General features: G+C 41.2%; 20 protein-coding genes. 19 read left to right on the plus strand and 1 reads right to left on the minus strand.

Annotated features, from left to right (window positions below; all coding sequences use genetic code 11):
• The first annotated feature begins 3 nt into the window (after positions 1 to 3).
• Positions 4 to 1,227, plus strand: coding sequence for a flagellar hook-associated protein FlgL (gene flgL, locus KYS23_RS02070; RefSeq protein WP_159529285.1), 1,224 nt, complete (start codon positions 4 to 6; stop codon positions 1,225 to 1,227).
• Here flgL and KYS23_RS02075 read toward each other — a convergent pair.
• Positions 1,204 to 2,190 carry a hypothetical protein gene (locus tag KYS23_RS02075; RefSeq protein ID WP_218417979.1) on the minus strand — a complete coding sequence of 329 codons (987 nt, stop codon included), beginning with the start codon at positions 2,188 to 2,190 and terminating at the stop codon, positions 1,204 to 1,206. The genes flgL and KYS23_RS02075 overlap by 24 nt on opposite strands.
• Positions 2,191 to 2,417: 227 nt before the next feature.
• On the opposite strand from KYS23_RS02075, the gene KYS23_RS02080 reads away from it, so the two are divergent.
• The 18 genes from KYS23_RS02080 (at position 2,418) to aepX (ending at position 22,118) form a co-directional block, all read left to right on the plus strand.
• Complete coding sequence (locus KYS23_RS02080; protein WP_159529289.1) at positions 2,418 to 3,269, plus strand: flagellin N-terminal helical domain-containing protein; 852 nt, start codon at positions 2,418 to 2,420, stop codon at positions 3,267 to 3,269.
• Between the two features lie 663 nt (positions 3,270 to 3,932).
• Positions 3,933 to 4,784, plus strand: coding sequence for a flagellin N-terminal helical domain-containing protein (locus tag KYS23_RS02085; protein WP_159529291.1), 852 nt, complete (start codon positions 3,933 to 3,935; stop codon positions 4,782 to 4,784).
• Between the two features lie 722 nt (positions 4,785 to 5,506).
• The gene (locus KYS23_RS02090; protein ID WP_159529293.1) at positions 5,507 to 6,346 is read left to right on the plus strand and encodes a flagellin N-terminal helical domain-containing protein; all 840 of its coding nucleotides are present in this window, start codon (positions 5,507 to 5,509) and stop codon (positions 6,344 to 6,346) included.
• 89 nt (positions 6,347 to 6,435) lie between these two features.
• On the plus strand, positions 6,436 to 6,924 hold the full coding sequence (locus KYS23_RS20895; RefSeq protein ID WP_159529295.1) for a flagellar protein FlaG: 489 nt from the start codon (positions 6,436 to 6,438) through the stop codon (positions 6,922 to 6,924).
• A 24-nt stretch (positions 6,925 to 6,948) separates the two neighbouring features.
• The gene (gene fliD / locus KYS23_RS02100; RefSeq protein ID WP_159529297.1) at positions 6,949 to 8,382 is read left to right on the plus strand and encodes a flagellar filament capping protein FliD; all 1,434 of its coding nucleotides are present in this window, start codon (positions 6,949 to 6,951) and stop codon (positions 8,380 to 8,382) included.
• 18 nt (positions 8,383 to 8,400) lie between these two features.
• Positions 8,401 to 8,829, plus strand: a complete 429-nt coding sequence (gene fliS, locus KYS23_RS02105; RefSeq protein ID WP_159529299.1) for a flagellar export chaperone FliS — start codon at positions 8,401 to 8,403, stop codon at positions 8,827 to 8,829.
• A complete protein-coding gene (locus KYS23_RS02110) occupies positions 8,826 to 9,137 on the plus strand; it encodes a hypothetical protein (RefSeq protein ID WP_159529301.1) in 312 nt (103 codons plus the stop codon). The genes fliS and KYS23_RS02110 overlap by 4 nt, the downstream gene beginning before the upstream one ends.
• A gap of 99 nt (positions 9,138 to 9,236) precedes the next feature.
• Positions 9,237 to 10,241, plus strand: a complete 1,005-nt coding sequence (gene pseB / locus KYS23_RS02115) for a UDP-N-acetylglucosamine 4,6-dehydratase (inverting) (protein ID WP_159529312.1) — start codon at positions 9,237 to 9,239, stop codon at positions 10,239 to 10,241.
• Positions 10,238 to 11,383, plus strand: a complete 1,146-nt coding sequence (gene pseC / locus KYS23_RS02120; protein WP_159529325.1) for a UDP-4-amino-4,6-dideoxy-N-acetyl-beta-L-altrosamine transaminase — start codon at positions 10,238 to 10,240, stop codon at positions 11,381 to 11,383. The genes pseB and pseC overlap by 4 nt, the downstream gene beginning before the upstream one ends.
• Entirely contained in the window at positions 11,380 to 12,096 is a 717-nt protein-coding gene (pseF, locus tag KYS23_RS02125; RefSeq protein WP_218395527.1) for a pseudaminic acid cytidylyltransferase, read from the plus strand. The genes pseC and pseF overlap by 4 nt, the downstream gene beginning before the upstream one ends.
• 8 nt (positions 12,097 to 12,104) lie before the next feature.
• On the plus strand, positions 12,105 to 13,148 hold the full coding sequence (gene pseI / locus KYS23_RS02130; RefSeq protein ID WP_159529329.1) for a pseudaminic acid synthase: 1,044 nt from the start codon (positions 12,105 to 12,107) through the stop codon (positions 13,146 to 13,148).
• 6 nt (positions 13,149 to 13,154) lie between these two features.
• Complete coding sequence (pseG, locus tag KYS23_RS02135) at positions 13,155 to 14,207, plus strand: UDP-2,4-diacetamido-2,4,6-trideoxy-beta-L-altropyranose hydrolase (RefSeq protein WP_218417980.1); 1,053 nt, start codon at positions 13,155 to 13,157, stop codon at positions 14,205 to 14,207.
• A gap of 4 nt (positions 14,208 to 14,211) precedes the next feature.
• Positions 14,212 to 14,508 (plus strand): hypothetical protein, encoded by a 297-nt coding sequence (locus tag KYS23_RS02140; RefSeq protein WP_218417981.1) that lies wholly within the window; start codon positions 14,212 to 14,214, stop codon positions 14,506 to 14,508.
• On the plus strand, positions 14,508 to 15,218 hold the full coding sequence (locus KYS23_RS02145) for an SDR family NAD(P)-dependent oxidoreductase (RefSeq protein ID WP_159529335.1): 711 nt from the start codon (positions 14,508 to 14,510) through the stop codon (positions 15,216 to 15,218). Before KYS23_RS02140 ends, KYS23_RS02145 begins: the two co-directional genes overlap by 1 nt.
• On the plus strand, positions 15,218 to 16,582 hold the full coding sequence (locus KYS23_RS02150; protein ID WP_218395522.1) for an ANL family adenylate-forming protein: 1,365 nt from the start codon (positions 15,218 to 15,220) through the stop codon (positions 16,580 to 16,582). Before KYS23_RS02145 ends, KYS23_RS02150 begins: the two co-directional genes overlap by 1 nt.
• Before the next feature lie 11 nt (positions 16,583 to 16,593).
• The gene (gene pseH, locus KYS23_RS02155; RefSeq protein WP_218417982.1) at positions 16,594 to 17,127 is read left to right on the plus strand and encodes a UDP-4-amino-4,6-dideoxy-N-acetyl-beta-L-altrosamine N-acetyltransferase; all 534 of its coding nucleotides are present in this window, start codon (positions 16,594 to 16,596) and stop codon (positions 17,125 to 17,127) included.
• A 38-nt stretch (positions 17,128 to 17,165) separates the two neighbouring features.
• Entirely contained in the window at positions 17,166 to 20,699 is a 3,534-nt protein-coding gene (locus tag KYS23_RS02160) for a motility associated factor glycosyltransferase family protein (RefSeq protein ID WP_218417983.1), read from the plus strand.
• Between the two features lie 117 nt (positions 20,700 to 20,816).
• Positions 20,817 to 22,118 (plus strand): phosphoenolpyruvate mutase, encoded by a 1,302-nt coding sequence (gene aepX / locus KYS23_RS02165; protein WP_159529343.1) that lies wholly within the window; start codon positions 20,817 to 20,819, stop codon positions 22,116 to 22,118.

Genomic DNA, 22,118 nt, shown 5'->3' on the forward strand with positions numbered 1-22,118 from the left:
ATTATGCGTATATCGACGAGTCAAGTTTACGACCAAAGCATTCGCTCCATTATGGAAAATCAACAAGATTTGGTTAAAACGCAGGAGCAGTTAGCGACGGGAAAGCGGATCATTACGCCGGCAGACGATCCTGTGGGCGCTGCAAAAGTACTGCGCTTGACCGAAGAGCTTGATGGGCTGACGCAATTTCAACGAAATAATGATTTGGTAACAGGTTCTCTAGAACAGCAAGAAGCAGTGCTAACGAATATTACCAATTCGATTAACCGTGCTAGGACACTAGTCGTTCAAGCAGGCTCGGGTATTCTTGATGATCCTGATAAACGCGCTATCGGGGCTGAGTTAGAACAAATTAAGTTGGAAATCTTCGACTTGATGAATACGCAAGACGCCGATGGGAATTACATGTATGCAGGCTACCAGTCTGCAAACCAAGCCTTTACCTACAACCCCGCATCAACAGGGAATGCCATCACATTTTCAGGTGATGCAGGCGTAAGTTTTATTCAGCTATCGTCTAGCTCAAAAATACAATCTACGAGTAACGGTTATGAAGTTTTTGAGAACGTACTATCCCGTTTTGATTTCTCAGTAACCGGCAGTACAGTTGCTGATTTACAAAACACAGTAGTTAAAGAACAAGGCACGTTTGATACCTTCTTCAACAACAATTATGACCCAGTGACCAGTGCTAATAACAACTATGAAGTAGAGTTTTTGGCATCGGGTGAAGCACAGCTAACTAATACTGGCACTGGCGCTATTGTGGGAACAGTTGGTTATACTTCCGGTAGCCCATTTACTATCAAAGGCATGCAGTTTGAAGCTTCCGCTGCCGTTGGTGATACCATTAACTTTTCTTTGGATGCGCCGGAGAAAAAAAGTATGGCCCAATCGCTTCACGAAATTCAAACCATACTCATGGATAGCACCATTGATGATAGTGCGCTGCAAGAGGCTATTGCCGACACATTAGTTGGGTTAGATAATGGGTTAGAAAAAATATCTTTAGAACGTGCGTCAATCGGTAGCCGTCTAAACATCGCTGAATCTACTTACGAAAGTAACCTTGATATGGAAATTGCGGCAAAGGCATCCCGTTCATCAATCCAAGATGTTGATTATGCAGAGGCCTCTACGGAATTTGCCAAACAAGAAACGGCACTCAATGCGGCATTAGCTACTTTTCCGCAAGTGTCTAACTTATCCCTGTTCAACTTCATTTAATAGGCCATTCATCCCTGACAATGTGGCAAGGTATACTCGGGTTTTGTTATCGATATGATCTGAGTAATAAGAGACATATAACGTGTCGCCTTGCCATATCAAGCCCGGGTAACTATTGTCCCCTTTACTAGGTAAGGTAATCAGAAGTTTCAGCGAATAATCAGTCGATGAAAGTAACCAAATTGCCGTTGTCAGATTTCTCCCATCCCAGTTTCTGCCTGCAACCATATACATATTGTCTGTAAGTGATAACATTACCGGTCCACCTACGTAGTGTTTCAAGTCGTGCCATATCCAGTTGGTATAGGGCGGGGAGGAGAAACCTAGTTTGGCGCTGAAGCTATCTGCGTCGCGGCGCACAATCGCCGTCGCTTTATCAGCATCATCAAACAATATATGGCTTTCATTCGGGTAGCCAAATGTGTGTTTCTCAAAAGAAATAGCGCCTTTCTTTTGAAGGTAAAGTTGTTTGCGTGGGTCGCCTGCATACAAATCAATTCTTTGATTTTTACGATTATAGGCAAAACCGTAAGCTTTATCCTTGTTCCACGTTACCCGCCACAGCCACCAACCCGAGTGCCCAAAAAAGTGGGGGCTTGACCAAGAATCCCCGGTGGTAGAAAAGTAACTCACCATTTTAGTGGTTATCGCACCCGTATTTGCGTCTTTGTGCTTAGCGTAGGCTGTGATGATTAACTTTCGTCCATCAAAACAAAATTTTGGATCGCGTAAATCCCAAGAGGGTAGTGCCAGTCGCTGATAAGTTTTTGCCCCCGAATCAACATTCACTTTGCAGACAATTACAACGCCATCTGGGCTTATATGGTTCACGCCTCGTCGATAGCAGCAAAGTAGTGATTTACGACTATTGTCGAAGGGATTTTCGATTAAATCAGTGAATGCGCAGTGCTCACCTTCCGATGAAATTTGCTCAACCGCGTTAATCTTCAAATTTATATTCACGCTAATACCCTTTTAAAAACCGACTGTTATGTAATCGTAAACGGCAATTTTATACCGCACAACGGCAAATTTTGTAAATAATTCTAAAGGGAACTGCTGATATGTCGATACAAACACTGAGAGAGCCAGTTCATCATTACCCCTCAGGTATTGGTGACTATTAAAATTGTAATAGCCGGATCCCCGGCAGCCAGCTCACGCTGGACTGAGAGTGTAGGAGAGACTTTATGTCTATGTTCGTCAATACCAATGTTTCCTCATTGAATGCTCAGCGTCAATTGTATGATGTAAGCAATTCTTTGGGTACGTCTTTTGAGCGCCTGTCTTCGGGTTTCCGTATAAACAGTGCTGCAGATGACGCCGCAGGTCTACAAATCACCGACCGAATGACTTCACAAGTTCAAGGTCTTAACCAAGCGGTACGTAACGCTAATGATGCGATTTCACTATCGCAAACTGCTGAAGGTGCGTTGTCAGAAACGACGACTTCTCTTCAACGTATTCGTACACTAGCAATTCAATCACAAAACGGTATCAACAGTTCAGCTGACCGTGTAGCACTTCAAAAAGAGGTGTCAGCACTTAGAACTGAAATATCGCGTATTTCAACAACGACGCAATTCGCTGGTGTAAATATATTATCAGGTGACTTCTCTGCTAAATTCTTAGTAGGTGCAAACGCTGGCCAAACGATTTCTGTAAACCTCTCAACGCAACCATTGGCAAACGCTGGTGTTAACGGTTTCAGTGCGACAGGCTTGGGAATTACAGGTGGCACTAATAACGTACTTACCAGTGAAAACGCATCAAGTATGTTAGCTAGCGTAGATACGGCTATTTCAGCGGTAGGTGGACTTCGCGCTGACCTAGGTGCGCTTCAAAACCGTTTCCAGTCAACGATTCGTAACCTAAGTAACATCTCTGAAAACGTATCTGCGGCACGCTCGCAAATCAAAGATACTGATTTTGCAACAGAGACTGCTAACTTGACCCGTAACCAGATTCTACAGCAGGCGAGCACTACCGTGTTGTCTCAGGCGAATCAGCGTCCACAAGCAGCACTACAGCTTCTAGGTTAATAACGCCAAGTCGTTAATAGTGAGAGAATGGGGCCAGGAGGTAGTGAACCTTTAACCTCAGCTGTTCCACAGTGATTTAAATTCAAAAAGGCCGATTTTTCAATCGGCCTTTTTTTATTTCTGCGAATTAAATTGTTGAACTAAAAGGCTTTTTCAAAAAGATCAAAAAAACCTAAAGTAAATGGCTTGCCGGTACGATAACTATAACAAAGGGAAGGTAAACATTACTTCCTCTCTTTAAAGCCTATAACGAATAATAAAAGCAATATGTTTATGGCGTTTTAATGAGTGTTAATTGACTGCTTGGTTTTAGATATTGTCAGGAGATCAATAGCTTAAAATCAGAAAAATCATTTTCATAAAGTTCTAAAGGAAATGGTGAGGTAAGTCGATAAAGAGTTAAGTTTGCTGATTGGGCTGCTGACTGGCGAGAATGAAGCCAGGAGGTAGTGAGAGGTTTGAGGTCTGGAACAACAAACCCGACAGTCAGCAAAAGAGAAGTTTTCTTCTCTATGTAACAAGCTTCACCGGGAGTGACCCGCTAAAGCGTCAGAATAAAAATCCTGACAATTATGTGAAGCACAAGCTATGCCAAAATATTTAATTAACTCGCGCAAATAATAAAATCAATAGCGCAAAACTTAAACTGTTAGGAGACCTCTCATGAGTCTATTCGTAAATACTAATGTGTCATCGCTTAATGCGCAGCGCCAGTTGTTTTCAACAGGCAATAATTTAGATACGGCATTTGAACGTTTATCATCTGGCTTTAGAATTAACAGTGCCGCTGATGATGCTGCAGGCCTGCAAATTACTGACCGTATGACCTCGCAAGTTCAAGGTCTAAACCAAGCGGTACGTAATGCAAACGATGCGATTTCATTATCGCAAACCGCTGAAGGTGCAATGCAAGAAACAACGACGTCACTGCAGCGAATTCGTACTCTTGCTATCCAATCGCAAAATGGTATTAACTCTTCTGCGGATAGATTAGCGCTTCAAAAAGAAGTGTCAGCGCTTCGCACAGAAATATCACGTATTGCGACTACCACTCAGTTTGCTGGTGTAGACGTACTAACTGGCGCATTTTCAGCTCGCTTCTTAGTGGGCGCCAACGCTGGGCAAACCATTTCTGTTAACTTATCTTCACAAGCGTTGAACCGTGCAGGTATTAACGGATTTAGTGCAACAGGTTTGGGGATAACGGGTGGAAACAATAACGTATTAACAGAAACTAATGCTTCAGCACTACTTGGGTCGGTAGACTCAGCAATATCTGCAATAGGTGGTTTACGTGCAGACCTAGGTGCGCTTCAAAATCGCTTCCAATCTACCATCAGAAACCTAAGTAATATTTCTGAGAATGTATCTGCGGCAAGATCACGAATCAAAGATACAGATTTTGCCACCGAAACGGCAGAGTTGAGCCGTAACCAGATTCTTCAGCAAGCAAGTACCACTATTCTTGCCCAGGCAAACCAGCGTCCACAAGCGGCATTGTCACTACTAGGGTAGGGAGTATATAAGGCGTTTTAATTGGGAAGGAGTTGAGAGGCCATCCCCTAATGAAGGAATGGCGGCCATTTAAGGCCGCCCCCTTTGAGAAAGCGCCGACTAACAGGACTGAGAGTGTAGAAGTGTTGGTTGAGAGGCCAGTTTATCCTACTAAAACCCTGCCAGCCGACTGAAACAGTATTTGCTCAATCTCCTAACGTGAGCAGATTGGCCGAGATTTAATGTCTCGGCCTTTTTTTTATTCTAAGCCAAAACACCCTGCCAAACTGAAATCATTAACTTGAGCAAAATTAATGGTTCACAAATATAAATGCACCTTCCATGCCAAGTGCATTCACTTAATGTGTCAAATTTACGAATCATTGTTAGGCCTAATGATGCCGCGATACCCTTAAAAGTAAAAATTGTTAGTCAGAATGCGCATCGATTTACCACAAATAGATTAGTATTCGTGTCTTTTGAGTGGCTGAAAAGATAAAAGACACAAAAAAATTATAATTTTTAATACTTAATAATCAGATAGTTATATTTAAAATTAACTTTTTTTCAAAAAAAAGCAAAAAAAAACTAAAGAAGCTAAAGACTTGGCCGATACCTATTGTTGAGGGGTAATGTAATTTACTTTGCAAGAGGAAGTTAGTCGGGAGTAGTGACCCAGCTAATTTGAACTGGAAGGGTTTAATGATAGCACAGGCGTCATTGAATCCCTAGGAGGTAATCTAATGTCTTTATTTGTAAATACTAATGTGTCTTCATTGAACGCTCAACGTCAGCTTTTTGACGTAAGTGATAAGTTGAACACGTCGTTTGAAAGATTGTCATCTGGGTTTCGTATCAACAGTGCGGCTGATGATGCTGCTGGTCTTCAAATTTCTGACCGTCTAACGTCTCAAGTTGAAGGGTTAAACCAAGCTGTTCGTAACGCAAACGATGCTATCTCATTGTCACAAACTGCTGAAGGGGCGCTTAGCGAAGTAACATCTAGCTTGCAGCGTATTCGCCAACTAGCGGTACAATCGCAGAATGGAATTAACTCTTCAGCTGACCGCTTGGCACTTCAAAAAGAAGTATCAGCGCTTAGAACTGAAATTTCACGCATTGCGACAGATACGCAATTCGGAAGTGTGAAAATTTTGGACGGCAACTTCTCTGCTAAGTTCTTAGTAGGTGCAAACGCAGGCCAAACCATTTCTGTGAACTTATCTTCAACTAACCTTGGTTCTATCAGTGGCTTTAGTGCCACTGGGTTAGGTATTACCAGCGAGAGTGTCGCCACAGCCAAAGGTGCCTCAGCACTTCTGTCTGATGTAGACGCAGCGATATCAGGTATTGGGGCGGTTCGAGCTGACCTGGGTGCGCTTCAAAACCGTTTCCAGTCAACTATCCGTAACTTAAGCAATATCAGTGAGAACCTGTCATCTGCACGTTCTCAGATTCGTGATACAGATTTTGCATCTGAAACTGCAGAGTTAACACGTAATCAGATTATTCAGCAGGCATCTATTTCTGTACTAAGTCAAGCAAATCAGCGCCCTCAAACTGCGCTATCTTTGCTCGGGTAAGCTATAATTTAATACCTTAGTTGGAATGTAACGGGTGCTTGCTTACGTGCAAGGGCCCGTTTTGTCGTTTCAAAAGGGGGGTGAAATAAGTGGAAATTGTAAATAATCAAACTGGTCAGGCTTTTGCATCAGTATCTACATCCGTACCTGTTTCTAAAGTGGCGCCAAATGAAAGCTCAGCTAAAGCGGAAAACGACAGTGGAAGCGACAATACGGGTCAACAGCAAGCGAACCGTAGTGGAACAAATACCGCACTTAAAAATGATGTGTCTAATGTGCAAAATTTGGCTCAAGGTTCTAACGCGTTAGCCGATAAAGAGTCAGTAAAAGAGAATCAAGTCTCGCTAGAGAATGCAGTTCAAGAAGTTGAATCATTCTTGCAAACGCAAAATAGGAATTTGGCGTTTTCTATTGATGACGAAACTAAGCGCTCGGTTGTTACGGTAAAAGATTCTGAGTCTGGTGATGTAATAAGACAAATACCCTCTGAAGAAGTATTAGCGCTTGCTGAACGCATTCAAGATTTGCAGCAAGACGTAGGTGACAGTGTTGGGGTGTTTATTAACAATCGCGTCTAACAACCGTGTTTAACGAGGTAAAGTATGACAATTCAATCATTAGGTGTAGGTTCAGGTTTAGCACTTGACGACCTAGTTCAACAGCTTCTTACCGCTGAACGTCAGCCGAAAGAAGATCGGTTGAATGCGAAAGAAGAACAGATTGAAGCGGAAATCTCAGGGTTAGGTCAGATAAAATCCAAATTTTCTGATTTTAAAGACGCGGTTGATGACCTGCGTAGCGATAACGACATCAATGGTCGTGAACCGACGATTACTAATCCTTCCGAAGACGATGACGTACTTTCTGCAGAAGCATCTAATTCTGCACTTCGTGGTTCCTACGATATTGTTGTAGAACAGCTCGCGCAGGGAAGCCGAATTACTACTGACGATGGGGCATTTACCGCCAGTTCTGATCCAGTACTCACATCGGGTACTGGCTCTCTTACGTTTGATGTAGGCGGAAGCGACAGCTTCACGATTGATATCACTGCGGGTACCTCATTAACAGCGCTCAGAGAAAAAATTAATAACGCAGATGATAACTTCGGTGTAACTGCCAACATTATCGATACCGGCACAGCTGCTGGCCCTCGTTTGGTGTTTAGTTCTAGCGAAACGGGGACTGGTAACGACTTAGTTATTACCAATGATAATGGTAACGCTGAGTTGGATAGGCTTTCCACTACTGGAGGCACAGGTAGCATCGACCCTGCGAACATCGAATCTGCACAAAATGCGATTGCCTATATAGACGGTATCGCGGTTGAAAGTGAATCGAATGAGTTTGAAAATACGATTCAAAACGTGTCTTTTGAAGTTAATGAAATTTCGCCCAAAGACGCTGTAGGCGAATTCCTTTCTACAAAATTAGAGATTGGTTACGACAAAGAAGGCCTCGATAAAAAAATTCGTGATTTCGTAGATAACTATAATAGTTTGATTGACGAAATAGGCCTGTTAACTAAATACGGTGAGTCGGAACTAGAAGATGATGGCGCATTGGCGGGAGATTCGCTACTTCGTGGTATTCAATCGGGTTTAGCCAGCATTGTGGGTGACAGCAATAGCGCATCTGAACTTGGCGGCCTGTTCCAATTAGGTATTGAATTTGATGACGATGGTAAATTAGAAATTGGCACCACCGACTATGGGTTGGGGTCAGGCGAAGATCGTCTCGCAGATGCTCTTGAAGACAATTTTGATGAAATAGCAACGCTATTTACTGATGATGATGAAGGTGTTGCGGTTAGGCTTTATGAATTTGCCAATCAATACACCTCATACAGCGGGTTGATTAGTTTACGCGAACGGTCAGCCAAAGATGATAGAGATGATTTGTACGACGAGCGAGAGACGTTGGAAATGAGAATGCTTAGCTATGAAGAAATTCTTCGTGATAAGTATCTGAATTTAGACCAAACTGTTGCTCAGCTAAACCAGACTAGTTCAGCATTACTTGCGTCGCTAGGCTAAGAAGTTTTCGGAGATATTATGGCACTTAAAGGCATTAACGCTTACCGCAAAGGTAACTTAAAACAAGATATAGCGTCTGCGGATCCGCATAAGTTGACACTCATGCTGCTTCAGGGCGCGTTGGATCGTATCGCCTACGCCAAAGGTGCAATGGAAAGAAAAGATCTTATCACCAAAGCAGATTTTATCTCTAAGACAAGTGCTATCCTCATGCACTTACGAGATACGTTAGACATCGAAATTGGCGGTGAAGTAGCGCAGAACATGTTTAATCTATATGACTACATGATTCAGCGTTTAAATGATGCACATGTAAATAACGACTTGAAGTTACTTGATGAAGTGTCTAGCCTATTAACACCTATTCGAGACGCGTGGGTACAAATTCCTGAAACTGCAAAGCAAGAGGCCTTTGAAGCTCAGCGTCAGAAACGACAAGCTGTGTGAATAAAAACGATTTAGACCATTCTCAAACACCAATTGCGCTGCGTGAAATAAACGAGCAAATAGCGGCGCAATTCGAAAGTTCTTCAGAATCTGATTTTTCCGAACTCAAGGCGCTGTTAGTACGGCGGGACTCCGTAATTAAAGAACACTTGGAAACCTTAGCACCTGAGAATAAACAAGAATTTGCAAATCTCGAGCTTGATGTTAATAATAGACTAAAAGAGATGGCGCAGAGCTTGCTTGAAGAAGCCAAAGATGACATAACTCGATTTGTTCGTAGCAGGTCTGCCGTAAAAAAATACAAATAAACGTTTAGTATTTTGTGCAGTCAAGATGGGGGTAGGAGAGTTAGAAGTGAAAAGGCGACTCAGTTAAGTCATGCCACATAAACTAGTGAGAGCCCCTTTATGATAGATTTCAATAATAAATCAATTCTAATTACCGGCGGCACAGGTTCGTTCGGTAATCAATTCGTTAGTTATCTATTAGAAAACTATTCCCCTAAAAAAATAATCATATACTCTCGCGATGAGTTAAAGCAATTCGAAATGCAGCAACGTTTCTCGCAATCCTGTATGCGTTACTTTATTGGTGATGTGAGAGATAAAGAACGTCTAATCACAGCTATGAAAGACGTAGACTATGTTGTGCATGCTGCCGCGCTTAAACAAGTTCCTGCCGCTGAATACAATCCAAATGAGTGTATAAAAACAAATATTAACGGCGCACAAAACGTTATTGATGCATCAATTGCGAATAACGTATCTCGTGTTGTTGCTTTGTCGACAGATAAAGCTGCTAACCCAGTAAACCTTTATGGCGCTACTAAATTAGCATCGGATAAGCTTTTCGTTGCGGCCAATAATATCTCTGGCGCCGTAGGTCCTCGTTTCTCTGTTGTTCGATATGGCAACGTAGTTGGATCTCGTGGCTCAGTCGTGCCTTTTTATCGTAAGTTATTGGAAGAAGGCTGTGACTCACTTCCGGTAACCCACCCAGAGATGACGCGCTTTTGGATAACCCTCGACGAAGGGGTTGAATTTGTCGTTAAAAGCTTCTCCCGTATGCAAGGCGGGGAGATATTTGTTCCTAAAATACCGTCGGTAAGAATAACTGATTTAGTCGAAGCGATGAGCGGGAAAAAGGATTATAAGGTCATTGGGATTCGCCCCGGTGAGAAGCTTCACGAAATAATGGTTCCCGAAGAGATGGCCCATCATACAGTAGAATTTAGCGATCATTTTGTTATCGCTCCTGCTATTACATTCTTTGATAAAAGTCTGGACTACTACAATAATAAACTGGGTGAGAAGGGCGTCGCGGCCGAAGATAAATTTGAATATCATTCGGGAACAAATTCACATTTATTATCAATTGATGAGCTGAGGAACTTGGACAAGGCCACTTCATGATCCCTTACGGAAGGCATAAAATTTTCCCCGAGGACATCACTGCCGTTAGTGAAGTTTTAAAAGAAGGCTTTTTAACTCAAGGTGAGCAAGTTCCTCTGTTTGAGAAAGCGGTATGTGATTACACTGGGGCCAATTTTGCGGTTGCGTGCAATAGTGGTACGTCTGGTCTTCATGCTGCATGCCTTGCCGCGGGGATAACAACTGGCGATCTGGTTTGGACAGTACCAAACTCATTCGTAGCCTCAGCAAACTGTGCCCGCTATTGCGGTGCCGATATTGATTTTATCGATATCGATCCTAAAACTAGAAACCTTTGTGTAGCAAAGCTTTTCGAAAAACTACAACTTGCTGTAGCCGTAAACAAACTTCCCAAAGCAATAGTGGTTGTTCATTTTGCGGGAAGTAGTTGTGACATGGCTGCAATATCGTCATTAACAACGCAGTACGGTATTGTGCTAATTGAAGATGCAGCCCACGCATTGGGTGGTGCCGATCAATATGGAAATAAGGTTGGCCTTTGCAAGTATTCTGCGATGACTGTGTTTAGCTTTCATCCAGTGAAGTCTATCACCAGCGCTGAAGGTGGAATGGTTTTAACCAATGATGAAGCCACCGCGACCCTACTTAGGCGTTATATTAGCCATGGTATCTGTCGAGACAACACGCTTTTTGATGATAACCACAAAGGAGAGCCTTGGTATTATGCCCAATTTGAACTGGGATTTAATTATCGGCTAAGTGATATACATGCTGCTCTTGGGCGTTCCCAGCTCAAACATTTAGATGATTTTGTGTTATCACGTTTTACGCTTGCTAAACGTTATGATGAGCTATTAGAGGGGCTACCAATAGTAAGGCCTATTCTCGATGCCAAGAGTGCATGGCATCTATACATGATTGAAGTGTCAGATAAACAACGCACATCGGTATTTAATCTATTAAGAGAACGGGGAATAGGGGTGAATGTTCACTATATCCCAATCCACTTACAACCTTACTATCAACGGTTAGGCTTTGTGCCAAAAATGTTCCCCAATGCCGAAAGTTATTATAAAAGGGCTGTCACATTGCCGCTATTCCCTAGCCTGACATCAGAGCAACAAGATGAGGTCGTCAGACAACTTCATGAGGCGATACTGTGAACCTCGCAATAATACCTGCTAGGGGAGGTAGCAAAAGAATTCCGAAAAAAAATATTCGGTTATTTTCTGGAAAACCACTCATTGCTTATTCTATTCAAGCGGCGTTGGCATCCAATTGTTTTGATAAAGTCATAGTAAGCACAGACTCAGAGTCGGTTGCCGCGATTGCGGTAGAGTATGGTGCTGAAGTTCCTTTTATTCGCCCTGAAGCGCTTTCCGATGATTTTGTGGGGACAACGGCTGTCACTCGCCACGGTATCAAAGCGATGGAAGGTTTAGGTTATAACTACGAGTTTGCTTGCTGTATTTATGCTACGGCGCCTTTTTTGAAGCCGAAGTTTATACAGCAGGGGTTAACAACGTTGCTCAATGATAAATCCAAAGCGTTTGCATTTTCAGCGACAAGCTTTGCTTTTCCTATACAGCGCGCGATCACCGTCTCCGAAAAAGGTGTTGAGGTGATGTTTCCGGGCAACATGTCTAAGCGCTCACAGGATTTACCCGAGGCGTACCATGATGCAGGCCAGTTCTACTGGGGAAGAACGCAAGATTACCTTAGTGGTCAAAAATCTATGTTTTCTCATCATAGCTATCCCATCATTCTTCCTCGGCATTTAGTGCAAGATATCGATACCTTCGAAGATTGGGAACGGGCGGAACTAATGTTTAACGCTTACGGCCAAGAAGCGGACAAATTTGAAAGAGAAACGTGATCATAGATATGAAAATTGCAAATAGACAAATATCACCTTCAGATCCCCCCTTTATCATTGCTGAGCTATCAGGTAACCATAACCAAGATTTTGACTTAGCTAAGGCGATGATAAAAGCTGCAGCACAAGCAGGCGTAGACGCAGTTAAATTGCAGACTTATACCGCTGATACTATGACGTTGAATATCGACTCCGATAATTTCCGCATTATGGAGGAAAATTCTCTTTGGTATAAAAGGCATCTACATGAGCTTTATCAACAGGCTAGTACGCCATACGAGTGGCACAAAGCATTATTTGATTATGCGCAGGAATTGGGTTTAATCGCGTTTAGTTCGCCTTTTGATGAAGGTGCTGTCGATTTTCTAGAAACACTCGATGTTCCAGCCTATAAAATTGCGTCTTTCGAGTTGACTGATCTACCTTTGATAGAAAAGGTAGCGAGCACTGGAAAACCTATGATTATGTCTACCGGGATGGCGTCGGAAGCGGAAATCTATGAAGCTGTAAACACGGCGAAGTCAGCTGGTGCAAGTGAAATTGTTTTACTGAAATGTACAAGTACATACCCTGCAAAACCTGAAAATAGCAATTTGGTGACCTTGACAGACATGGCTGAAAAGTTTGGATGTATGGTGGGATTATCTGACCACACCCAAGGGATAGGTGTTTCAGTTGTCTCAGTTGCATTAGGCGCATGCGTTATTGAAAAGCACTTTGTGCTAGACAGAAATGCGGGTGGTGTAGACGCTGATTTTTCATTGGAGCCACAAGAATTTAAAGCACTTGTTGATAGCGTTGGTTTAGCTCACCAAGCCCTAGGCACCATAGTTTATGGGGGAACAAAGGCGGAAGAAAAATCGAAATACTATAGACGCTCTATTTTTGTTACCAAGCCCATAAAAGCTGGTGAAGCATTTACCAAAGATAATACTCAAATCGTCCGCCCCGCCATAGGCCTAGCGCCGAAGCACTATAAACGGGTTCTTTCAAACATAGCTAGCGTCAACCTCGAACCTGGAGATGCTATTTTTGAAGAGCATTTGAGTTAACCTCTAATGCACATAGCCTTTCGAGTTGAAGGAAATAGTCAAATTGGGTTAGGGCATTTAATGCGTTGTTTAGCGCTAAGCCAATTTGCACATGCTCAAAAGATTCGTGTCTCATTTTTGATGAGCGATATTTCTTCTTCCCTAGCGCAAAGCAGGAGTGATTGGGTGGGAGATATTTTTCCGATCCAAAGCAACAGCAAAGAGCTTGATACAATAGCCACGTTTTGCCGAGATGAACACGTCGATTGTTTACTAATAGATGGCTATCAGTTTGATACGTCTTATCGTTATCAGCTTTCGCAGTTCTTAAAAAGTGAAAACAAGATTTTTGCGATCATTGATGATAACAATGATTCAGGCATGCTCTATGCAGATTGCATCATTAATCAAAATAGTCATGCGGAGCAGCTAGAGTACTCCGTGACTGAACCTCAGGCTTATTGTTGTTTGGGTGAAAACTATCGTATTTTACGTTCAGAATTTTTGCTTCAGCCCTATCAATTAAATCTAGCCTCGTCATTAAGCAATAGAGAAGCGTTAACCATTATTCTAGGTGGTGCAGATACTGCTAATATATCCCTTCAACTGGCGGTTAAATTCAGCGAAACACTCGATAACGCGCCAATCAATATCATCACGGGAAGTGCATTCCAGTATGTTAAAGACGTTGATCAATTCTCTGTTAGCAATCCCCGTATTCGTCATTGGCATAACGCTCAATTGGTTTCAAATCTATTTCTGAATTCTCGTATGGTTATCTCTGCCGCAGGTTCCACACAATACGAATTACAGGCAACTTATACGCCGGCATTATTGTTAGTGGTTGCTCAGAACCAGCAACAAGCCAGTCTGCAAAGTCAGCGTCAAGGTAGGGCTCAAATTTTTGATGTTAGAGAAGAGTTTGATATTGATGAGTTTGTGAGACAGGCGTGTAAAGTATGGCACAATGACGAGAAGCTAATGGACATGATAAAGGCCAATATGTCTCAAGCCACCATTAATGGTGCCGATAATATTATCAGTACCCTTACCAAACTAGTAACTTCGTTGGAAAAATAAACTAATGATCACTAATCAGCAAATTATCGCGTTAATTTATTCTGCAATCGATGAGCTTAATGCTACTCGGGAAGGTGAACAAGTAGTGAAAGACGAAAACACAGCGCTGTATGGCTCTGCTAGTCTATTAGACTCCGTTGATTTGGTTAACCTTCTTCTGACACTTGAGGAGTTGCTTGAAGATGAGTTAGAGGTTGAATATGTCATTGCGAATGAAAAAGCGTTGTCTCAAAAAAATAGCCCATTTAAAACGATTGATACGCTGGCGACGTATTTAACTAATGCGTTGAATGAACGGTAATGGATACGTCACATACTCAACAAGTCATTTTGATAACCGGATCAAGCAGGGGAATAGGGTTATACCTAACTCATTACTATTTAAATGCAGGTCATATTGTTATTGGGTGTAGCCGTTCGGAATTATCAATTGAACACCAAAATTACCAACATTTTAGTTTAGATGTGGCAAGTGAAATTGACGTCAAATCTCTTTTCTCGTCAATTCGTAAGCGTCATAAGCGGCTCGATGTACTTATCAACAATGCTGGCATAGCGGCTATGAATCACGCGATGTTGACGCCCCTATCTACGGTAGAGAAAATTTTCTCAACTAATGTATTTGCGAGTTTCTTATTTTGCCGCGAAGCGGTCAAGCTAATGCGTAAAAATCAATATGGGCGAATTGTTAACTTCTCTACAGTTGCCGTGCCTTTTGCTTTAGAAGGCGAAGCCATTTATGCCGCGTCAAAATCTGCTGTAGAAAGCCTGACACAAACATTGGCGAAAGAATTTTCAGAATTTGGCGTTACTGTGAACGCCATTGGCCCAACGCCAATTCAAACGGATCTAATTAAAAATGTTCCTGATGATAAGTTAAATAAACTGCTCGAAAAGCAGAGTATAAAGAGATTCGGCGAAATGGCGGATGTGTCTAATGTCATCGATTTTTATATCAAACCAGAAAGCAGTTTCATTACAGGACAAATTTTATATTTAGGGGGAGCCTGATGTTTATTGATTTTTTTCTGGAAATATTTGAAAAGAATAAGAATAGCGATGCTATTGTTTGGCGAGATCAGGCATATTCATACGGATGGCTCCTAGAAAAAACGCAGTTTTGGCAAGATGTTTTAGCCAACTATGGCGTTACCGAAGGGACTGTGGTGATGGTAGACGCTGACTATTCTCCAAGCTCGGTGGCGTTACTGCTGGCACTTATTGAAAGAGCCACTATATTAGTTCCAACCACTACCTCTGTAGCGCATAAGAGGGATGAGTTTATTGAAACTGCACAGGTCGAAGTTGTGGTGACAATTAAAGATAACGATGAGTATGAAATCGATACGTTATCAACGAAGGCTTCTCATGAACTCATAGCTGACTTACGCGGGCAAAAAATACCGGGTCTTGTGTTATTTTCATCTGGGTCGACAGGCAAAAGTAAAGCTGCTGTTCATGACATGGCAAAGTTACTCGAAAAGTTTAAAGTCGGCCGGCATGCATTACGTGCAATCACTTTTTTGTTGTATGACCATATAGGTGGGGTTAATACTTTATTGTATACCTTGTCTAACGCCGGATGCGTTATTACCGTAACAGATCGTAAACCTGACACCGTTCTTGAAGCCGTTGACAAGTTTAGAGCCGAACTCCTACCTACATCACCAACCTTTATCAACTTAATCCTCATTAGTGAAGCCTACAAGCGTTACGATCTTAGCTCATTAAGTACTGTTACATACGGCACCGAACCCATGCCTGAATCAGTTTTACTTAGGTTTAATCAGTTATTTCCTGACATCAAATTGCTCCAAACCTACGGCCTATCCGAGATTGGCATCTTACGCTCTAAATCTAAGTCGTCATCTTCACTTTGGATGAAAGTAGGAGGGGAAGGTTTCCAGACGAGAATAACCACCGATAATATTTTAGAGGTGAAGGCATATTCGGGTATGTTAGGTTATTTGAATGCGCCTAGCCCTTATACCCCTGATGGGTGGTTTCATACCGGCGATAAGGTCGAGGTGAATGGTGAATATATCAAGGTGCTAGGGCGAGACTCAGAAATAATCAATGTTGGTGGTCAAAAGGTATACCCTGCGGAAGTAGAAAGTGTATTACAACAACTTGACTATATCGCTGAAGCTGAAGTGTATGGCGAACCAAATGCTCTGTTGGGTAATGTGGTATATAGCAAAATTAGGCTGGTTGATAGCACCGAAGGATCACTGCATGAAAATAAAAAAGAGCTCAAGGCGGCGATTAAACGCTTTTGTAAAGCGCACCTAGAAAACTTCCAAGTACCCGCTAAGTTTATCTTCGATGATAATGTGCAATTTAGCCCAAGGTTTAAAAAACAACGTTCTCTATAAAAGGTACTTTAGTGTTTAAGTTTCGCCATATAACTCCCGATGATTTAGCTATTATTTTAAAATGGCGAACAAGCGATGATGTGAATAAGTTTATGCTAAGTGACGTGAGCTATGATCTTGAACAGCAAAAGAAATGGTTCCAAGCCATTCAGTCTGATCGTAAAAGTGCGTATTGGATTATTGAGTACAACCATCAGTCTATTGGTGTGCTTAATCAATCTGAAATTAGCGTAGAACACAAAAGATGTAGCTGGGGGTTTTATATTGGAGATCCAAATTTAAAACAGCTAGGCGGATTAATCCCTCCTTATTTCTACAACTATGTTTTTGCGAGTGAAAATATTAACAAAATTACAGCTGAAGTTTTGAGCAATAACGAAAAAGTAATGAAGTTACACAGGTTACATGCTTATCGAGATGTAGGTGTATATCAATCACATATTTATAAAAACGACGAGTGGTATGATTTATATCTATTTGAACTTCACAAAGAAGACTGGTTGCAAAAGAAACGCTTTTCTTCATTTTTGGCTGACTTTGAGTAGGCCATACCTCAAAATTCTACAAAGGATAATCGCCAAAAATGCTTAAAAATGTTCGATTGCATATTTTTAAAGATGAAGAGAAACAAGCGCAAATCGAAAAGTATACCGCCGAGCTAATCGATCGACAGTATAAGAAAAACCTGTTTGCTTTTAGACAATTTATACCGTCACTAATAGCTAATATACAAAAAATAAACAATGACAATATTTCTATTATCTGCAACAAAAACGGGCAGTTTAACTTAGTCGACTATGGCATCGGGCGAACGCTTTATGGGCTAGATCCTGAAGCGGAAATCAGTAAACAATATTTGGTAAATAGTACCCACTCGATTTTTGTCGACCTTAAGCAATGCGATGAAACTAATCCGGCAGAGGTCGAAACTAATGAAAGTTTAGAGGGATCTTTAGCGAATACTTTTTCATATCAACATTATATACAACGAAGTGCCTTACCCGAGACCATAGATACTCTTGTAGTGTTAGGGGTTGGATTAGGCTTCCATATTGTTGAGTTAATAAAAAAACACTCTATAACCAACTTAGTTATTTACGAGCCTGAAGCACAATATTTCAAATGCTCGGTATTTTGCTCAAAATGGAACGACGTTTTGGCAGAAGCTAACGACAAAGGTACGCGGTTATTTTTTCAACTCGAAAAAGATGGCCGAAATATTGTTAGCGATATTGAAGAGCTTAGACAGCATTTCGACATAGGGGGATTTTATTTATACAAACATTACAATTCTCCTATTTTCGATACCATAGAAAAAACATGTATTCAGGGCGGTTGGGCTCGGCTTAAGAGTACTGGTATTACTTCATATAAACTAAGAAGTCCAACCGAATACGTGCCACCTTGGACGCAATCAATACAATTAGAAAATTACCAGGATCCTAGTGCAGAAGCACAAGGTAGACTGAAAAGTAACCTCGCTGCCTTCAAAAAATATTTTCCCGATATTTTTAACAGTTTTAGTCATTACGAACCGCAAACATGGTTGCCTGTAGAAGACAGCAATGGTGAAATCAATTTAGTGAAGAAGGACTCCCTTGTTTCTTGGTATGGAGAATCACCCAAACAGGAATGCGCGCTAAATTTTGACAGTTTTAGTGATCAGCCGAATAAAGACGGACTAATACTTGGCTATAAAGGGAAAAAGCTTAAGAAATATATCCACTATCAATTTGTCAATAAAACAGAATCGCTCTTAAAACAAGTAGAGCAAGATGAAGGACAATTGCCAGATACGCTGAAGTCCATGATTCTTTTTGGCGTTGGAGTGGGTTACCAAATAGAGCGTTTGTTCAATAATCACGACGTAGAAAAGTTATTTGTATGCGAACCTAATAAAGATTTTTTTTACGCATCTTTATTTGCCATAAAGTGGGATGAAATTTTATCTGGTATTGATGAAAAAGAAGGGCGTTTGTACATTAACATCGGTGACGATGGCACTAATTTATTTAAAGATTTGCTAAATCAGTTTTATTCTATTGGCCCCTATATACTTGCGAATACCTATTTCTATCAGAGCTATTACAATTCAGCATTAGTGTCGGCAATTGCTCAATTGAGGGAACAACTTCAGGTCGTTATTTCTATGGGGGAATATTTTGACCATGCAAGGTATGGTATCTCTCACACTACTGAGGCATTAAAAAGAGGCTTTCCACTTCTGCGTAATAAGCCTGCGCAATATTTATCTTTTGAAAACAAAGAAGTTCCTGTTTTTATCGTAGGGAATGGCCCGTCTTTAGATTCGGCGATAGAAACCATTTTGGAGTACCGAGAGAATGCAATTGTTGTCTCTTGCGGAACTGCGCTTTCAGCATTGTATAAACACGATATTACGCCAGATTTTCATGCTGAAATTGAGCAAAATCGCTCTACCTTTGATTGGTGTAGTCGAGTCGATGATTTTAATTATCTCAAACAAATAAACTTAATCTCAGTTAATGGTATTCACCCTGACACTTGTGACCTTTTCAACGATGTTTATATAGCATTTAAAGATGGCGAGTCGTCCACCGTTTCAGCCTTAGAAGTTTTAGGACGGGCTAACTATGAAGAGTTACGTTTCGCATTCCCGACGGTATCAAATTTAGCTATCAATCTGTTTTCAAAAATTGGGATGGATCAGATTTACTTATTTGGCGTAGATTTAGGCTTTTATGACAAGACTAAACACCACTCGAAAGAATCTTCCTACTATGTCAACGGTAAAGAGGTTTATGACTATGAGGCCAGCAATAATACATCAATTGTTGTGCCTGGTAATTTCAGAGCCACTGTGTTCACGAAGTACGAGTTTAAACTTTCCAAAACGATCATCGAGCAGTCCTTAGCGCAAAATGGGCTTACATGTTTCAACTGCAGCGATGGTGCAAAAATAGCCGGTGCAACGCCTTTACCTTTAGATATGGTATTAATTTCTGCATCATCTAGTCAAAGAGATGCTGCACTAGATGTTATAAAAAATAATGCGTTTCAACCAATTGAAAAACCTGATGAATATCCCTCTCTATTTAATGCGAGATTCGATGTTGATGCACTGAAAGACGAGCTTTCTATCTTCATGGAAAAAGTAAAAGTACCCTTCTCATCAAATGACGAAGCAGATGAGTTTATTAAGGTTCAAAAGGAGATGATATTCGAGTCGTATCAAATGAAGAAATCACTCTTATTTTATTTGCTGTATGGAACTATCAACTATGCCAATGCAGTCTTCAGCAAATTATCCTCCACAACGGATAGTTTAACGGCGCTTGATGAAGCGCGTTTGCAATGGCTAGATACATTAGAGAAAGTATCAATTAGCTACATCGGCGATGCTTCGGCATTCGATACTACCAGCTCTTGCGTATTTTTAAGAGAATCTGTGTTTATAAAAGCGTGGATAACATCTGGAGATAAAACTTTCAGCCTAGATATTGAAGAGACAGATAAGAAATTAGTGGAAACAATTGACTCGGCACTATCGTTAGCTAAGACCCCAAAAAGTAGTGAATGTGATGCTTATCATATACATTTTAGGCGCAAGGGAACTGCTCTGGATAGTTTATTGAGCAATATTGGTAGCGAAATAAACAGCCTCGTTGGAACCTTCAGTCTTGTTGAAGAAAGTGTTGTTACACGATTATTCGAACTTAAGAGTAAGGTTAGCATTTATATTTGGTATTCGCCGAATGCGCTAGATATTCCTTCATTTGAAGCTGGAGATAGACCTTTTGTGCACACTGCTAAGCAACATTTTGTGCCAGGTTTTCTCTGTAATCAAGAAGATGTGTTCATGTTCTTGCCTAAATATGAGTTCACGAACAGCAGTGCACTTCAAAAGCAACGCTACTTAGCACCATTACTTGAATCTCTCTCATGGGTTGAAGAATATATAGAATATGCAAGGTATATTGCTATCCCTCGTAAAGGCGTTCTAGCTTCTAGCTTAGCATGCGATAATATTGGAAATAGAGGTAAGGTGTGCAGAGGAAATATACAGATAGATTCATTACTTTTAGAAGACGCAAATGAAACCCGTGTGAAAAACATGATATCTGATATTAATGCTTAGTGTCGTTAACTCAATACAGTCCACTTTGCCAATACACTTAAATTTAAAGTTTTATTTTTTGTGCCGATATTAACTCGTCACCAGAAGACTTTGCGATAGAGGTATGGAAAAATTATTATGACAAAGAGTGTTTATGTAGGAATGAGTGCCGATTTGGTTCATCCTGGCCATCTTAATGTTCTCAAGAGCGCCGCCAAATTAGGCGACGTCACCGTCGGGCTTTTAACCGACGCTGCAATCGCGAGTTATAAGCGAGTGCCTTTTATGGAGTTTGAGCAACGGAAAGTTGTAATTGAAAATATAAAAGGTGTGGATGCTGTAATACCTCAAACTACATTAGACTATGTTCCTAATCTAGAGACATTGAAACCTGATTATGTCGTGCATGGTGATGATTGGAAAACGGGTGTTCAGCAGAAAACTCGACAGCGGGTTATCGATTGCTTGGCCCAATGGGGAGGGAAGCTCATAGAAGTGCCTTATACCCAAGGTATTTCTTCTTCACAATTACACCAAGCGATGAAAGAAGTGGGGACCACGCCTGCCATTCGATTGAAATCCTTAAAACGATTAATGGCTGCTAAGCCTCTGGTTCGCTTTTTGGATATTCACAACGCCTTGTCAGGGTTGATAATCGAGAATACAAAGATAGAAACGGATACTGGGGTTAAAGAGTTTGATGGGATGTGGGGAAGTAGCCTTACAGATTCAACAGCAAAGGGAAAACCCGATATTGAAGCCGTAGATGTATCTTCTCGTATGAGCACCTTAAATGAAGTGCTAGAAGTTACTACAAAACCGATTATTTATGACGCCGATACGGGCGGAAAAACAGAGCATTTCACTTTCACGGTGAAGACCTTAGAAAGGCTGGGTGTGTCTGCGGTTATTATTGAAGATAAAACCGGACTTAAAAAGAACTCTTTATTCGGCACTGATGTAGCGCAAACTCAAGATACAATTGAAGCTTTTAGCCAAAAAATATCAGCGGGTAAAAGTGCTCAAGCTACCAATGACTTTATGATTATTGCCCGTATTGAAAGCTTAATATTAGGCAAAGGTATTGATGATGCTCTCGAGCGAGCTAAAGCATTTTTAGAGGCTGGGGCTGATGGCATTATGATCCATAGCCGAGAAAAATCACCAGATGAAATATTTGAATTTTGTGACCGTTATGCAAAATTCGAAAACAAAAAAACGTTGGTAGTGGTGCCTTCTAGTTATAACACCGTCTTTGAACATGAGCTTCAAGCGCGGGGTGTGAATGTAGTTATTTATGCTAATCAATTACTGCGAAGCGCATACCCAGCAATGTGCAACACTGCAGAGTCTATTTTACGCCATGGGCGAAGTTCAGAAGTTGATGCCCAAATGATGCCTATTAAACAAATTCTAGAATTGATACCGGGCGGTAAGTAG

Source organism: Alteromonas lipotrueae (genome assembly GCF_019249255.1).
Taxonomy (GTDB): domain Bacteria; phylum Pseudomonadota; class Gammaproteobacteria; order Enterobacterales; family Alteromonadaceae; genus Alteromonas; species Alteromonas lipotrueae.

Bases quoted from the DNA above. Each gene is read 5' to 3' on its own strand.
- KYS23_RS02160 (WP_218417983.1), top strand. From the start codon at position 17,166: ATGCTTAAAAATGTTCGATTGCATATTTTTAAAGATGAAGAGAAACAA.
- pseI (WP_159529329.1), top strand. From the start codon at position 12,105: ATGAAAATTGCAAATAGACAAATATCACCTTCAGATCCCCCCTTTATC.
- KYS23_RS02145 (WP_159529335.1), top strand. From the start codon at position 14,508: ATGGATACGTCACATACTCAACAAGTCATTTTGATAACCGGATCAAGC.
- pseG (WP_218417980.1), top strand. From the start codon at position 13,155: ATGCACATAGCCTTTCGAGTTGAAGGAAATAGTCAAATTGGGTTAGGG.
- fliS (WP_159529299.1), top strand. From the start codon at position 8,401: ATGGCACTTAAAGGCATTAACGCTTACCGCAAAGGTAACTTAAAACAA.
- flgL (WP_159529285.1), top strand. From the start codon at position 4: ATGCGTATATCGACGAGTCAAGTTTACGACCAAAGCATTCGCTCCATT.
- KYS23_RS02085 (WP_159529291.1), top strand. From the start codon at position 3,933: ATGAGTCTATTCGTAAATACTAATGTGTCATCGCTTAATGCGCAGCGC.
- KYS23_RS02140 (WP_218417981.1), top strand. From the start codon at position 14,212: ATGATCACTAATCAGCAAATTATCGCGTTAATTTATTCTGCAATCGAT.
- pseC (WP_159529325.1), top strand. From the start codon at position 10,238: ATGATCCCTTACGGAAGGCATAAAATTTTCCCCGAGGACATCACTGCC.
- KYS23_RS02080 (WP_159529289.1), top strand. From the start codon at position 2,418: ATGTCTATGTTCGTCAATACCAATGTTTCCTCATTGAATGCTCAGCGT.
- KYS23_RS02150 (WP_218395522.1), top strand. From the start codon at position 15,218: ATGTTTATTGATTTTTTTCTGGAAATATTTGAAAAGAATAAGAATAGC.
- KYS23_RS02090 (WP_159529293.1), top strand. From the start codon at position 5,507: ATGTCTTTATTTGTAAATACTAATGTGTCTTCATTGAACGCTCAACGT.
- fliD (WP_159529297.1), top strand. From the start codon at position 6,949: ATGACAATTCAATCATTAGGTGTAGGTTCAGGTTTAGCACTTGACGAC.
- pseB (WP_159529312.1), top strand. From the start codon at position 9,237: ATGATAGATTTCAATAATAAATCAATTCTAATTACCGGCGGCACAGGT.
- aepX (WP_159529343.1), top strand. From the start codon at position 20,817: ATGACAAAGAGTGTTTATGTAGGAATGAGTGCCGATTTGGTTCATCCT.